Source organism: Sedimentisphaera salicampi (genome assembly GCF_002117005.1).
GTDB lineage: Bacteria > Planctomycetota > Phycisphaerae > Sedimentisphaerales > Sedimentisphaeraceae > Sedimentisphaera > Sedimentisphaera salicampi.
Genome location: NZ_CP021023.1, coordinates 2,242,290 through 2,257,180 on the forward strand (window position 1 = coordinate 2,242,290; position 14,891 = coordinate 2,257,180).

10 protein-coding genes and 2 pseudogenes are annotated in these 14,891 nt (G+C 48.2%); 9 read left to right on the forward strand and 3 right to left on the reverse strand.

Annotation, left to right across the window (positions count from 1 at the left end):
• Positions 1–16 precede the first annotated feature (16 nt).
• From metG to STSP1_RS08475, 4 genes are read left to right on the forward strand one after another with little or no spacing between them, the layout of a single operon-like run.
• Entirely contained in the window at positions 17–2,032 is a 2,016-nt protein-coding gene (gene metG, locus STSP1_RS08460) for a methionine--tRNA ligase (protein ID WP_085755933.1), read from the forward strand.
• 21 nt (positions 2,033–2,053) lie between these two features.
• Positions 2,054–3,367, forward strand: coding sequence for an FtsX-like permease family protein (locus tag STSP1_RS08465; protein WP_085755934.1), 1,314 nt, complete (start codon positions 2,054–2,056; stop codon positions 3,365–3,367).
• A 1-nt stretch (position 3,368) separates the two neighbouring features.
• A complete protein-coding gene (gene tilS / locus STSP1_RS08470) occupies positions 3,369–4,778 on the forward strand; it encodes a tRNA lysidine(34) synthetase TilS (RefSeq protein WP_085755935.1) in 1,410 nt (469 codons plus the stop codon).
• Positions 4,779–4,789: 11 nt separating this feature from the next.
• The gene (locus STSP1_RS08475; protein WP_085755936.1) at positions 4,790–5,653 is read left to right on the forward strand and encodes a peptidylprolyl isomerase; all 864 of its coding nucleotides are present in this window, start codon (positions 4,790–4,792) and stop codon (positions 5,651–5,653) included.
• Between the two features lie 67 nt (positions 5,654–5,720).
• Here the strand turns inward: STSP1_RS08475 and STSP1_RS08480 are convergent, their stop codons facing one another.
• The gene (locus tag STSP1_RS08480) at positions 5,721–7,721 is read right to left on the reverse strand and encodes a sulfatase-like hydrolase/transferase (protein WP_085755937.1); all 2,001 of its coding nucleotides are present in this window, start codon (positions 7,719–7,721) and stop codon (positions 5,721–5,723) included.
• Between the two features lie 668 nt (positions 7,722–8,389).
• Here STSP1_RS08480 and thrS point away from each other — a divergent pair.
• The 5 genes and pseudogenes from thrS (at position 8,390) to STSP1_RS12845 (ending at position 12,866) form a co-directional block, all read left to right on the forward strand.
• Positions 8,390–10,312: a threonine--tRNA ligase gene (thrS, locus tag STSP1_RS08485; protein WP_094760032.1), complete on the forward strand. Its 1,923-nt coding sequence runs from the start codon at positions 8,390–8,392 to the stop codon at positions 10,310–10,312.
• A gap of 56 nt (positions 10,313–10,368) precedes the next feature.
• Positions 10,369–10,887: a translation initiation factor IF-3 gene (gene infC, locus STSP1_RS08490; protein WP_085755938.1), complete on the forward strand. Its 519-nt coding sequence runs from the start codon at positions 10,369–10,371 to the stop codon at positions 10,885–10,887.
• An 86-nt stretch (positions 10,888–10,973) separates the two neighbouring features.
• Positions 10,974–11,852: pseudogene (locus STSP1_RS12835) on the forward strand (ATP-binding cassette domain-containing protein); the annotation flags it as partial.
• Positions 11,838–12,365, forward strand: a pseudogene (locus STSP1_RS12840) (ATP-binding cassette domain-containing protein); the annotation flags it as partial. The pseudogenes STSP1_RS12835 and STSP1_RS12840, both read left to right, overlap by 15 nt.
• A gap of 162 nt (positions 12,366–12,527) precedes the next feature.
• Positions 12,528–12,866 (forward strand): hypothetical protein, encoded by a 339-nt coding sequence (locus tag STSP1_RS12845; RefSeq protein WP_418314535.1) that lies wholly within the window; start codon positions 12,528–12,530, stop codon positions 12,864–12,866.
• Positions 12,867–12,911: 45 nt separating this feature from the next.
• Here STSP1_RS12845 and STSP1_RS08500 read toward each other — a convergent pair whose 3' ends face one another.
• Entirely contained in the window at positions 12,912–13,544 is a 633-nt protein-coding gene (locus STSP1_RS08500; protein ID WP_085755940.1) for an MjaI family restriction endonuclease, read from the reverse strand.
• Positions 13,465–14,838 carry a DNA methyltransferase gene (locus STSP1_RS08505; protein WP_085756694.1) on the reverse strand — a complete coding sequence of 458 codons (1,374 nt, stop codon included), beginning with the start codon at positions 14,836–14,838 and terminating at the stop codon, positions 13,465–13,467. The genes STSP1_RS08500 and STSP1_RS08505 overlap by 80 nt, the downstream gene beginning before the upstream one ends.
• Positions 14,839–14,891: the final 53 nt, after the last annotated feature.

Below are 14,891 nucleotides of genomic sequence, written 5' to 3' on the forward strand. Positions count from 1 at the left end.
AAATTAGAGGTTATATATGCCCCGAAACATTGTAGTTACATCCGCCCTGCCATACGCAAACGGGCCAATCCACATCGGCCACCTCGTCGAATACATCCAGACAGATATTTGGGTGCGTTTCCAGAAGCTCAGCGGAAACCGCTGCCTGTATTTCTGCGCAGACGACACGCACGGAACGCCAATTATGCTCAGCGCAAGAAAGCAGGGCATAAAGCCCGAAGAGCTGATAGAAAAGGTTCACAGCGAACACCGTGATGATTTCAGCACATTCGGGGTGGAATTCGAGAACTACTACACAACCCACTCCCCGGAGAACAGGGAGCTCAGCTCCCAGATCTTCCTCAAGCTCAAGGAAAAGGGCTCTATCGAAACAAGGGAAGTGGCGCAGGCTTATTGCGAGAGCTGCTCTATGTTTCTCCCGGACAGATTCATTGTTGGGAAATGCCCGAAATGCGGGGCCGAAGAGCAGTATGGCGATTCATGCGATAAATGCGGCAGTACATACTCGCCAACCGAGCTGATAAACCCGCGATGCGCAATCTGCGGGGGCGAGCCGACAACAAAAACCTCCAAGCACTACTTCTTCCGTCTCGGCGATTATGAAAATCAGCTCAAAGAGGTGCTTGCCTCAGGCCATGCGCATCCATCTGTGCTGAAAAAGCTCGATGAATGGTTTGATGCCGGCCTGCGGGACTGGGACATCTCAAGAGACGGGCCTTATTTCGGTTTCCGCATTCCGGGTGAGGAAAATAAATTCTTCTATGTTTGGCTTGATGCCCCGATCGGCTATATGGCTTCATGCAAGAATTGGTGCGATAAGAACGGCTTTGATTTAGCAGAGGTGTGGAACAGCCCCGACTGGGAGCTTTATCACTTCATCGGCAAGGATATTATGTATTTCCACGCGCTCTTCTGGCCTGCAATGCTTATGGGCAGCGGAAACAAAATTGCAGACAAGCTCTTCGTACACGGCTTTCTCACCGTTGACGGCGAGAAGATGAGCAAGAGCAAAGGCACGTTCATAAAGGCCAAAACCTTCCAGAAGCACCTGAACCCTGAGTGTTTGAGGTACTACTATGCCTGCAAGCTCAGCGACGGAGTGGAGGATATAGACCTGAGCCTTGAGGATTTCCAGTCCCGCGTGAACGCTGATCTTATCGGGAATCTTGTGAACCTTGCAAGCAGGTCTATCCCAATGCTCAAAAAGAAGCTCGGCGGACAGCTCGGCGAGATGGACGAAGAAGGCAGGGAGATGGTAAACGAGATACTTCAGGCGAAGGATTCAATCTCTCAGAGCTATGAAACGCTCAAGTTTTCACAGGCGGTAAGGCAGATAATTAACCTTGCAGGCAGCGTGAACAGGTATTTCGATAAGCAGCAGCCTTGGATCACGGTTAAGGAAGATAAGGACAAGACACTCAAAACCCTCACTGCAGTTGTTAATGCGGTTAATGCCCTTAATATTTATATCAAGCCGGTAGTTCCCAAGCTCTCTGAAAAGCTTGAAAAGATTCTCGGCTGCGAGAATCAGGGCTTTAAAGACATCGCAATCCTGCCGGAGGGGCACGAGGTGAACAAATTCAAAAGACTGATGAACAGAATTGAAAAGGAGAATATAGAGGCTATGATAGAAGAATCAAAATCAGAGCAGGAGAACCAGCAGACCGAGCAGAAGCCGGAAAATCAGCTCGATGAGCCTCTTGCACCGGAATGCAGCTTTGATGATTTTATGAAGGTTGACCTTCGCGTGGCAGAGGTTAAGAAGGCCGAACCTGTTGAAGGGGCAGATAAACTGCTGCATCTCCAGCTTGATATAGGCGGAATAACTAAAAACGTATTCGCAGGAATTTCCAAGGCCTACAAACCCGAAGACCTTGAAGGCAGGCTCGTTGTGTGCGTTGCGAATCTCGCTCCGCGGAAGATGCGTTTCGGCGTGTCTGAGGGTATGGTAGTGGCCTCGGGGCCGGGCGGTGAAGACGTATTCCTGCTCAGCCCAGACAGCGGGGCAAAGCCCGGCCAGCGCGTACACTAACCTAAGGACGCCGGAAAACATATGCTCAAATACCTGCTTTGTCTGCGATACCTGCTGAAAGTTCGTCTTGTTGTAATCAGCGTTCTTGCAGTAGCGCTGAGCTGCGGGCTCCTTGTTTCTATAAGCTCTGTATTCAGCGGCTTTATTGAGGCTGTTGAGAAAGGGGCATCCGATGCGATGGGCGATGCGGTTATCAGGCCTCATCCATCCCTGCAAATATCAAATTTCAGAGACCTTACCGGCAGGATAGAAAATATTGAAAACGTGCAGGCGGCTTCCGGACTGTTAAACGCTCAGGGGCTCGTGCTTATCGGCAGGGGAGAGGTGAAGAAGGCTCAGATCTGGGGAATCGATATTGAAAGTCAGGATGAGGTTACGGGCATACGCGATGATTTTATCAGCTCTGAAGGCAGGTTTGCAGAGGATTCAGCTGCCCTTTCTATCGGCCTGCTAACAAGCCCAGATCCGGTTACCGATAAGTATGATTTCGACAAGGCCAAGAGCTGGACGGGGAAAAATGCCCTCGTTCTCACCGGCAGGCAGGGCTCCGGCGAAGCTGCAGACTTCCGCAGAAGCGATCTGCGGGTTAAGATTGATGCGGTATCGTTCAGCGGGATAAACCAGTTCGATTCCTCAAGCGTTTACCTGCCTATAGAAACGCTCAGCACTGAGCTCTATCCCGAAAAGAATAAACCCCTCGCCGACACCATCCAGATCAGATTCGCAGAAGGGCTCAGCGAGAAGCAGCAGAGAAATCTTCTCTCGCGGATTCAAGCAGTTTGGTCGGATTTCGCAAGAAATGAGCTCGGCTGGCCGGCAAGCTGGGTGGGTTACAGTTCAATATCTCTTAGCAGAGATATGCAGAAACGCCTCGTTGCCGAATACCAAAAGCAGATGGATGTTCTGATGGCGGTGTTTTCAATCGTAAGCGGAGGCGTTGTACTGCTGATATTCTGCATATTCTATATGATTGTAATGGGCAGGCGGAAGGACATCGCAATCCTGCGCAGCTTCGGGCAGTCTCGCGGAGGCGTTGCGGGAGTTTATCTGCTGTTTGGGGTGTTTATAGCGATTGCAGGCATTGTGCTGGGAATCATATTCGGCTGGCTTTTCACCGAAAACATCAACACAATCGAAAACCTTATCAGCAGGCTTACAGGAGTGAAGATATGGAAGAGCAGTGTTTATATGTTCAGCAGAATCCCAAACACTCTGGACATTGTCTCTGCGATGAAGATATCCCTTTATGCCCTTGCCGCCTCGCTGGCAGGAGCCCTGCTCCCCGCTGTAATAGCTGCAAAGACAGACCCCGTAAAAACGCTCAGATACGAATAAGATGAATTCATTTGAATCAAAAGTGCTCAGCGCTTTGGAAAGCGTGAAAGAATTGCATCGGTCAACACGCCTTCTTGCTGCTTTTTCGGGCGGCCCTGATTCCTGCGCTCTTCTGGAGGCAGCAGCCGTTCTCCAGAGGGAAGGAAGGTTTAAGCGTTCCATTGCAGCCCTGCATATTAACCACAATCTCCGCGGAGAAGAATCAAATAGGGATGAAGAGTTTGCCCGAGAATTCTGCGAACAGCGGGATATTGAATTTTTCAGCGAAAGCGCAGATGTTACTGAGAGAGCAGAAGAGCAAAATGAATCTGTGGAAACTGCGGCAAGAAATATCAGGCTCGCTATTTTCACCGATTACTGCTGCAAAAGAGGCTTCGATGCAGTTATTACTGGCCATCACGCCGGCGACAACTGCGAAACAATAATCCACCGCCTCCAGAGGGGCACGGGATTCAGGGGGCTCTGCGGAATCAGGCCTGCAAGATGTGTAGGCGGAATTTTGCTCGTAAGCCCGCTTCTCTTTGCCGATAAAAATGAGATCCTCGAATACTGTAAAGAAAAGGACATCCCTTACGCTGTTGATGCAACAAACCTCACCAATCACTGCCGCAGGAATTTTATACGCAATTCGCTCCTGCCAATGATCAGTGAGCGGCATCCGGATATCTGCGAGAAGCTGTGTCTGCTCAGCGTAGAGGCCGCAAGGCTCGATGAAAGGGTATGCAGAGAAGCGCAAAACTCCTGGCACAGCACTGTGATTATCAGCGAGCCGGATTTTGTAACGGTAAACCGCAGAGAATTCAATGCCCTGTCTGTGCTCGTGAGGCAGGAGATTGCCCGCAGGATTCTGATTAGCCTCGGTGCAGGAGAGGATAAGCTCAGCAAAGACCACTACAGCCGAATTCTGCAGCGGACGGGAGAGGCTCAAAGCTCAAAGCTCCAGCTCCCTGATGATATTTACGTTTTCACAAATCAGGATAAAATAATCTTTTCAATTTTGAAAACCGAAGGGCTCTCCAGCGTAAAAATTGACGCTCCCGGTACTTTCAGATTCGGAGTATGGCAGATTGAGCTGCGCAAGGAAGATTTCGACAAGACAAAATTCGAGAAATTTCTCAAAGAGATGCCGGAAAATACAGCTCTGTTCGATGCAGATAAAACCGCTCTGCCTATAACCGCAAGACAGAGGCAGGCCGGCGACAGGTTTGTGCCCTTCGGCCTCAATTCGCCCCAGAGGGTGAACAAATTTCTCATTCGAGCGAAGGTAAATCGTATGGAAAGGTCTAATGCGGTTGTATTCCAAGACAAAACAAGTAAAATAATATGGGTAGCACCGTACAGAACTTCAGAGGAAGTGAAAATAACGGAAAGAACAAGAAAGATTCTTTTAATAAAACTTACGAGGCTTTAATAGGTGAGTAAATGTCTATGTATGTAAACGGCGAAATAGTAGAAGATACGCTTATCAGCGAAGAGATGGAACGTATGCGTCCGCAGTACGAGCAGGTTTTTGCAAATATGGAACAGACAGAGCGCGAAAATCAGCTCAAGCAGTGGGCAAAGGAGAATCTCACAGAGCAGTTTATCCTCAAGCAGGAAGCTGACAAACGAGATTATGACGTAGCAGAAGAGGTTCAAAAAACCTACAGCGACCTTATCGAAAAGGCCGGCGGGAAAGACAAATTCTTCGAAGAAAGAGGCCTTGATAAATCCAGTGAGGATGAGGTGCTCAAGGATATTGAGCTGCAGACCAAAATCCGCAGGCTCGTTTCCGAGATTCAGGACTCAGCAGATGCCCCAACGTTCGAGGAAATCGAAGACTACTACCAGGGCAGCAAAGAGAAATTCGTGATACCGGAGATGGTTCGTGCGAGCCATATCGTCAAGCATCTTGCCCCGGGCGAGGAGAACGACGAGGCGTACGAAGAGCTTCAGGGCGTGCTCGAAAGGATCAAAAACGGCGAGAAAGATTTCGCTGAATTCGCAGCCGAATATTCAGAATGCCCAGATCAGGGCGGAGACCTCGGCTATTTCGCACGCGGGAAGATGGTGGAAGACTTCGAGGACATCGCATTCGGGATGGAAGTTGGCGAGGTTAGCGAGGTTTTCAGAACCGAATTTGGCTTCCATATCGCAAAAGTTACCGACAGACAGCCCGAAAGGCAGTGCGGGCTTGACGAAGTGAAAGACTACATCGAAAACCAGCTTCAGGAACAGAAAAAAGAAGAAGCTCTTGAAAAATTCCTCGATAAACACGTTAAGAAGGCGAGCATCGAAGAAAAGTAAAAGAGCAGTGCTTGCAGCAAACTAAAAATTAAAGGCGGCAATTTCAGCCGCCTTTTTTGGTTTCAGATTAAATTGCACTGATTCTGATATTGCTCAGGCAGCCCTTGAACCAGTTCTCCGAGGTATAACTGCCCACCTGTGATATAAGGTCTGCTCCGATCTGGAGCGAGTCTCCTGCGTTTCTTGTAAACGCAGAATCCGCTTGTCCTGAGGCAGCAAGCTGGCCATTAACGAAAAGCTCCATACGTCCGTTTTTCTTCAAATTTGCTGCTATCTCAAACTTCCCGTCAGGAACGCTGCTCGATGATGTTATCGTTGTTCGGCTGCCCGCAATGCAAACGCAGAAGGCAGGCTTCCCGCTGTCGAGATAGAGTGAATATCCCGTTCGGCCTCCGCCCTGAGCGAGCAGAACCCCGTTTTCAGCTTCCGGCTCCGCCTCAGCCGAAATCATCACGCCCGAATCTTCAAGCCTCGGTACGTCCATAATAAACACGTCCAGACAGCTCCCTCCATCAAAGCAGAACCGCTGCTGCCCCTGAGATTCAGATACCTCAACGCCCGTGTTTATCGCCCTTGCCTTTGATCTGCCCAGATCAATTGTTACCGGATCCAATGCCCGAGTTGGCGTATTGTTCTGCACGGGCACTCCAACATCGCTCGCCCAAGCCCTGATCTTCGCCCAGAGCTCGCTTACCTTTGCCGGCTTCTGGTCAAACAGGTTGTTCTGCTCGGAGATATCATCGCTGAGGTTGTAGAGCTGGGCTTCTGAGCCGTCTGGATTTATCAGAAACTTCCAATCCCCGTCTCGAACCGCAAGGCTCGGGCTGCTGTTGAAGGGGCTGCCTGTGCCGGGCTGGAAGAAGGGCTCGCCGCAATGCCAGAATATCGGCTCGTCCCTGATCGGAGCCTCGCCAAGCAGAGCCCCGCTCATATTGAGCCCGTCGGGGTTTGCAGATTCCGGCACTTCAGCCCCCGCAATGCTGCATAGCGTAGGCAGCATATCCATCCCGCATAAAACGCTCTTTCTGTTCACGCTGCCCGCCTTGATCCTCCCCGGCCAGCGTGCTATAAACGGCATACGAATCCCGCCTTCATACAGACTCAGTTTCCTGCCCCTGAGTTTGCCTGTAAATCCGGGCGGATTCCAGCCGTCGCTGTAGAAGTTGCCTCCGTCGGTAGGCCCGTTATCGCTCACAAGCACCACAAGCGTGTCTTCTGCAACCCCATGGCTGTCAAGGGCATTCATCAGCCGGCCGATCTGCTCATCCAGATTCTCCAGCACTGCGAAGAATTTCTGCTCGTGCGGATTGTCAGTAACGTTTTTCCATTTGCCGATCTTCTCGGGCAGGTGCTTGGTGTGCACGTCGTCCGGCCAGAGGTTGATGAAAAAGTTTTTATCCTTATTGCGGCTTATGAAATCTATTACCTTATCAACGTAGATGCCGGTAAGCTCGTGTTTATCTGCCCATTTGATATCGCCCTTGCCGAGCTGTCCGCTCTGGTCTGAAAGGCCGTGGCCATTGATGAGCACCCTGTCTCCAAGCCCTTCGAAATTCACGTAGCTTTCGTCGAAGCCGTATTCGCTGGGGAACGGGGCGTAATCCACATCTCTTCCCCCGCCCATATGCCATTTGCCGATATGGGCAGTGGCGTATCCTGAGCCTTTGAGAATTCTCGCAAGGCTTGGTGCATCGAGATCGAGAAAATCTGCCATATTTCTGTTGTCATTTTTCGTGCTTGATGCAATGTATGAATGTATGCCCCAGCGAGTTGGATACTGCCCAGTGGTGAGCCCAACTCTCGTGGGCGAGCAGACCGGCGCATTGACATAGAAATTCGTGAGCCTAATGCCCTGCTTTGCGAGCTTGTCCATATTGGGCGTTTTCATCACCGGATTCCCGAAGCAGCTCGGATCGGCATACCCCATATCATCAATAAGGATGAATATTATATTGGGCTTCTCGCCGCCGGCAGGGGTTTGAGCAAATGATAAACCGCCCGCAAATTGAGCGGACAGCAATGAACAGCCCGCCGCTTTTATAAAGTCTCTTCTGGTATGTTTGTGCATAATCTTTCAGCTTTCAACAAAATACAAAAAATTACCGCCTTAAACCGCTCATAATAAGGGTTTTCAAGTTTATAATACAACTCAGCGATTATTTTCTCAATTTTTTTTATATCCGAGCAGTATTTTACTGAGAAACTATAGCCCCCTGAAGATAACACCGTTTACGTTTTAATGCAGCGGACATTAAACCGAGCAGACCGGAGAGTTCAGCCGCAGGCGGGATGCGAGCGAAAGACTCGAAGAGTTTTAAACGTTATTTTTTATGGATGTATTTCTTGTTCTTGGGCGTCCCTTTTATGCTTTTTTTGTCCGTGGGTGTTTGTGAGCATTCTTTCCCGTTTCAGCCGGAAGTATTCCCCTAAAAAGCTGCCTGCACTTCCTGTAGTTCAGCCAAAGCAGTTCGGGGCTGTCAATCCAGTCTAATTTATATCCCCCTCCGTCTGCTCAGAATCATCAGTGAAAATCAGCGTGAATTAGTGGTTAGACAACCCATTATTGCATCTTATCGCTTCTCAGCGGCGAAATCTTAGAACTGTTTAGAAGAGCTCTGCAAAAAAATATCGCAGTGCCCGCCGTATTTTGTCGGTGATTCTTGACTTTTTACATTACGAGATTATTATTATAAACCGTTAAATTTTGTTCTAATTGAACTTCATTGGAAATAACAGATGATTAACATAAAACTGCCTGACGGGAAGGCCATAGAGGCCGAATCAGGCGCCACGATATACGAGATAGTGGAAAAAATAGGCGCAGGGCTCGCAAAGGCGGCGGTTGCTGCTGAAGTGAACGGCGAGAAACGTGATCTCAGCTCGAAAATAAACGAAGACGCAGAGCTGAAGGTGATTACCGGCCGCGATGAAGAGGGGCTGGAGATTATGCGGCACAGCTGCGCGCATGTGATGGCGGAGGCAATCCTCTCGCTCTGGCCTGAGGCCAAGCTTGTTTACGGGCCTGTTGTTAAAGACGGTTTCTACTACGATATAGACCTTGATAAACCAATAAGCACAGAGGACTTCGAGGCCATCGAAAGCAAGATGGCTGAGATTGTTAAGGCGGACAAGCCTTTCAAACGAATCGAAATGACAAGAGAAGAAGGGCTCAGGGAAGTCTCCGGAGACCGCTACAAGACAGACAACATCAGCCGTGCAGATGGCGATGTTATAAGCTTCTACTATCAGGGAGAGGGCTTCAGAGATCTCTGCCGCGGCCCGCATGTACCGAGTACTTCCAAGATAGGTGCGTTCAAAATAATGAGCGTTGCAGGGGCCTACTACCGCGGGGACGCCTCAGAAAAGATGCTCCAGAGGGTGTACGGAACGTGCTGGAGGGATAAGAAAGAGCTCAAGAAATACCTCCACAGAATCGAAGAGGCGAAAAAGCGAGACCACAGGGTGCTCGGAAAGCAGCTCGATCTTTTCAGCTTTCATGAAGAAGGCCCCGGATTTGCCTTTCTGCACCCCAAAGGTATGCGTATATGGAACAGCATAGTAAGCTTCTGGCGGGAAGTGCACGATAAATACGGCTACGAAGAAATTAAAACCCCGATAATGCTCAATGAACAGCTCTGGCACAGATCCGGACACTGGGACAACTATCAGGAGAATATGTACTTCACCTCTGTGGAGGAAACGAACTACGCCATCAAGCCAATGAACTGCCCGGGCGGATGTCTCGTGTACAATTCGGCCAAACACTCCTATAGAGAATTCCCGCTCAGGTATGCCGAGCTCGGACTCGTGCACAGATACGAACCGAGCGGCTCGCTGCACGGGCTTGTGCGCGTCCGCCAGTTCACTCAGGATGATGCGCATATCTACTGCACTCCGGAGCAGATTCAGAGCGAGGTGGTGGGTGTTATAAATCTCGTTTTCGAGATGTACTCAACCTTCGGCTTCTCAGATTTCCATATTGAGCTGTCAACCAAACCCGAAAAGCACATCGGTTCGGATGAGATCTGGGAAAAGGCCACAAATGCCCTGAGAGGCGCCCTTGAAAGCAAGGATATAGATTTTGTGGTGAACGAAGGCGACGGGGCTTTCTACGGGCCTAAGATTGATTTCCATGTGGAAGATGCTATTGGCCGAAGCTGGCAGCTCGGTACAATCCAGCTTGATTTCTCAATGCCCGAGCGGTTTAACCTTGTTTACACAGCACCGGACAACACGGAAAAGCCGCCGGTAATGCTGCACAGGGCCGTTCTGGGCTCTTTCGAACGCTTTATGGGCATCCTTATCGAGCATTATGCCGGCTCTATGCCGCTATGGCTCGCTCCTGAGCAGGTGCGAGTGCTGCCTATAAGCGAAAAAACAAACGATTATGCTCAGTCTGTAGTTCACAAGCTCAAGGAGGCAGGCCTAAGGGCAGATATAGACCTTTCCGATGATAAAATCGGAGCAAAGATCGCAAAAGCCCATGCAGACAAGCTGCCATATATGATGATTGCAGGCCCGAAGGAACAGGAGCAGAATGCGGTGAACCTCAGGACAAGGTCAGTAAAAGAAACGCTCGAAGCAGACTGCGATAAAGTTATCGCAGAAATTGCAAAAAAGGCAGGTTCGCGTGAAGCAGAGCTTGAAATAAGCCTTTAAGCAGTTTGAGCTATAATAAACAGCAATTCTAATGTTAAATTAACGAGGTATATACTATCAGCAAGACTAACAGTACCAGGGTGAATGAGAGGATCAAAAAAGGAACTCCCGAAGTTCGCCTCATTGACCACGAAAACAATCAGGTAGGTGTTGTAAAAACAGAGCAGGCCCTTGATATGGCTTTTGAAGTGGGGCTCGATCTGGTGGAAGTGGCTTCTAATTCTGAACCGCCGGTTTGCAGGATTATGGACCACGGCAAATGGCTCTACGAACAGAAGAGAAAGCAGAAGCAGTCTCGAAAGAAGCAGCACGTGGTTAGCCTGAAGGAAATCAGGCTCAGGCCTGAGATTGGCGATAACGACAGGGACGTGAAAGTTAATCACGCACGTAAGTTCCTTGAGAAGGGTGATAAGGTGCAGTTTACCCTGCGTTTCAGAGGCAGGGAAATGGCGCATACCGATCAGGGCAAGGAACTGATGGAAACTATTGCCGAGATGATCAAAGACGTGGCCAAGGTGGACAGAGCCCCGAATATGCAGGGCAGAAGAATGATAATGATTGTCTCGCCTACCTGAGTTTTACTGAATAAATATAAGCTGCCTTCCGTTTTTACTGAAGCTCCTTCAGTACATCCGGGGCAGTTTTTTCTTTGTTTTGAATTATGTCGATAATTGTAGCCAAAGATCTGGACGCCGGCTACGGCGGTCCTCTGCTGGTAAATAAAGCCGGTTTTGCAATCGAGAAGGGCGAAAGGCTCGCACTCATGGGCAGAAACGGCTGCGGGAAGACTACGCTGCTCAATGTCTTGAGAGGTGAGCTTGAACCGCTTGGTGGGGAATTAAATTTTCAGAAGGGCTTGAATATTTCATCTCTTGAGCAGGAAGTTCCCGCAAGTTTGGAGGGCAGCATATTTGATGTGATCCTCAAAGGCGCAGGCCCCGAAGGCGAAAAGCTCTCAAGATTTCTGCATCTCTCAGCCTCCACTGAGCATAATGAAGAAGAAACGGAAGTGCTGCACCGCCTCACCGAAGAGATTGATTCAGCGGGCGGATGGAAGATACAAACTCAGGCTGAAGCAGCAGCTTCAAAGCTCGAGCTGCCCCTGCAGAGCAGTTTCTCCAGCCTATCAGCAGGGATGAAGCGGAAAGTGCTTCTGGCAAGGGCCCTTGCTGGCAGCCCCGACCTGCTCCTTCTTGATGAGCCAACCAACCACCTTGATATAGATTCAATCCGAAAAGTGGAAGAGCTTCTGCTCAGCTCTCAGGCAGCCCTGCTGTTCATCACGCACGACCGTGCATTTCTCCGCAGGCTCGCAACGAGAATCCTTGAATTAGACAGAGGCATTTTGCGAAGCTATGAATGCAGCTACGATGAATACCTTGCCCGAAAAAAGCAGCTTCTTGATGCTGAGCAGATTCATCAAAAGCAGTTTGACAAAAAGCTCGCGGAAGAAGAGGCATGGATACGCAGAGGCATACAGGGCAGGCGAACGCGAAACGAAGGACGCGTGCGTGAGCTTCAGAAGATGCGCGAGGAAAGAAGGGAACGAACCAGCCCGGAAGGCAGCGCAAAGCTGAATCTCCAGCAGGCAGAGGCAAGCGGAATGCTCGTTTCTGATCTGAAAAATGTTTCATTCAGCTACGACGGGAAAACGAACATCGTTACAGATTTTACCGCAAAATTCTTCCGCGGAGACAGAATCGGAATCGCAGGCGAGAACGGAGTGGGGAAATCCACGCTCTTAAAGCTCATTCTAGGAGAACTTGAACCTTCCAGCGGGAGAGTGCGAAGGGGCACGAATCAGAAAGTTGCATATTTCGACCAGCTCCACAACAAGCTCGACTACGGCAAAACGCTGGTTGAGAATGTGGCAGACGGTTTTATGAACATCAATTTCGGCGGGACATCACGAAACGCTGTGGGGTATCTAAAGGATTTTCTCTTTCCCTCATACAGGGCGAAGAGCCTTGTTTCAGCTCTCTCCGGCGGCGAGCGAACCCGCCTGCTTCTGGCAAAGCTCTTTGCAAAGCCTTCGAATATCCTCGTGCTCGATGAACCCACAAACAACCTCGATATCGAAACAATCGAACTGCTTGAAGAGCAGCTTGCTCAATATCAGGGCACAATCTTTATCGTAAGCCACGACCGTGCATTCCTGAACAACGTGGTTACAAGCACGCTCGTATTTGAAGGCGGCGGGAAAGTGCGGGAGTATGTGGGCGGATACGACGATTACATCCGTGAAAAGCTGAATGCAATAAAGAGCCCCAAGCCTGCAAATAACCACCCAAAGCAGCAGAAAAAGCCTGCCGGCAATCAGAGAAAGCTTTCCTACCACGAAAAGAAGGAGCTGGAAAAACTGCCCGAAGAAATCGAGACACTCGAGGACAATCTCAGCAGTATCCATAAAGACCTAGCAGACCCGGACTTCTATAAAAAGAATCCAGAGCAGATTGCCAAAACTAACGCCCAGCTGAAAGATGTAGAAAATCAGCTCAATGAAAAGTACGCCCGCTGGGAGACCCTCGAACAGATTAAGGAAGGCAAGGCATAGCGAGGAAATGACAATAATTCAAAGGCTGAAATATCCTTGCAAGCTCTAAGCTTCCAGACGCCTGATTTCCTCTTTAATTTCTTCTACAACCTCATGGTTTCTTATAACCTTTTTCCCGTTTACTTTTGAGGAAAATACATAGAAAACCTTGCCGCCGAAATCTTCTCTGAATTGGCAGTGTGAATCTGCCTGCAAGCCTCTTTCTTTGAAGATTTGCGAAAGCTGAATCCCTTCGCTGACAGGTTTGATTTGAATCCCCAAATAATTGTCTTTTATCTTAATGTAAAAATCTACATTGTAGAGTCTGTCCCATTCATCGGGGGCAGGTTCAATCTTGCAGCCAATTTTCTGTTCAAGCTGGCCGTAAACAGTGTTTATCTCTGTTACATACCCGTCATAGGTTCGGTCTATAACCATTTTGAATATATATTCAATGCAGTCCTGCTCTGTGATTTCTTCAACTTCTGCTTGTATAACTTCTGTAATTTTAACATAGAGCTTTCTGCCTAATTCTTCTATGTGTTCTTTGGAGCGGACGTTTTGGAAATAATAATTTTGCCATTCCTGAAGGGTTTTGGGTTCGCATTTCCTTATGTTTTCAGACGCTGGTCCAACATTCTTTTCGAAATTCAGTTGAAACCTGTTCATTGCACTGTTCAAAATCCACTCTTTTGCCATTTTCTTCTTCCAATTTTATAAACTTACTTTTCTCTTTATAATCAATAGCCTTTTCGGCTTCGGCTAAGCCCTTTTTGATTAAATGCGCGTTTACAAAAGTTTTATTCTTGAGATACAGATACGCCATAAGATTGTTGTTTTGGTCGTATTTTTCTTGATCATATTTTAGGAATACTTTCTGTCCCTTTGTTTTCAGGCGGAGAAAATCCATTGCCTGCCCATTTGCTCCCTGTTTTTCTTTTATTCCCAGCAGTCGAATAACAAGTCCATTCTTTAATTGAACCAGTTTGGGAGATATGATTTCCTTCACGGAATAATATTCTTCTTCAAGGTTTTTGTCTTTCCTGCTGTTATCAAGCTTAGAGCCAAACTGAAGCTTTTTGGGATCTATCTTTTTATCAAAACTATGACTGTCTTTAAAAATATAAGGAAGTTTTTCAATCTCTCTGTTGTAATCCAGCTGCTTAGTTTCCTGCGTTTTAAACTGAACTTCTGAACTTTCAAAAAGCTCACCTTTACCGATATCAAATTTTTTCTTTATAAGGGGGATAAATTCCGGATTAACTTCATACCCCGCAGAATTACGATTGAGTTTTTTCGCAGCCAGTGTTGTAGTGCCGCTCCCAAGGAAGGGGTCTAATACAGTTTCATCAACAAAAGAAAACATTTTAATAAGCCTTTTCGGCAATTCTTCTGGGAACATTGCTATATGTCCGTCTTGTTTTGCTCCGCCGAAATGCCAGTGGCCTGTAAAATAGCTGCGCCATTCCTCCTTGGTCATTTTTGACTGCTCTTTTTGTTCTTTTGTAGGTTTTGCCGGCTTGCCGAGTTTTTTGAAAAGCAAGATGAACTCATAATCTATTGAGAGAATGCCGTTTTTTGGGTATGGGTAGCTTCCCATAAGTGAAGCGCCGCCTGTTGTGTTAGTGGTAGTTTTCTTCTGCCATATAATAGCCCCCATATAATCGAAACCTATAGTTTCGCAGAACTTGATAATTTCCGTTCTGATTGGGATAACCTTGTACCTGCCGTAGTAAACAGCTCTGGCAAACTGGTCCCCGATATTTATGCACAAGCGGCTGCCGTTTTTTAGAACCCTGTAACATTCTTTCCATACGAGGTTAAGGTTGTTTATGTAATCCTCGTAGCTGTCATTAAAACCGATTTGATTGTTGGAACCGTAATCTTTCAGCTGCCAGTAGGGGGGAGATGTTATTGCTAAACCGATTGATTCATCTTTCAGTTCAGCCATATGTCGGCTGTCGCCGTTTATTATTAAGTGGTTGGTTTTCATATTTCTGATTTTCTCCAAATGCGGGATTGACTCTCAAAATTTTTCAACTTGAT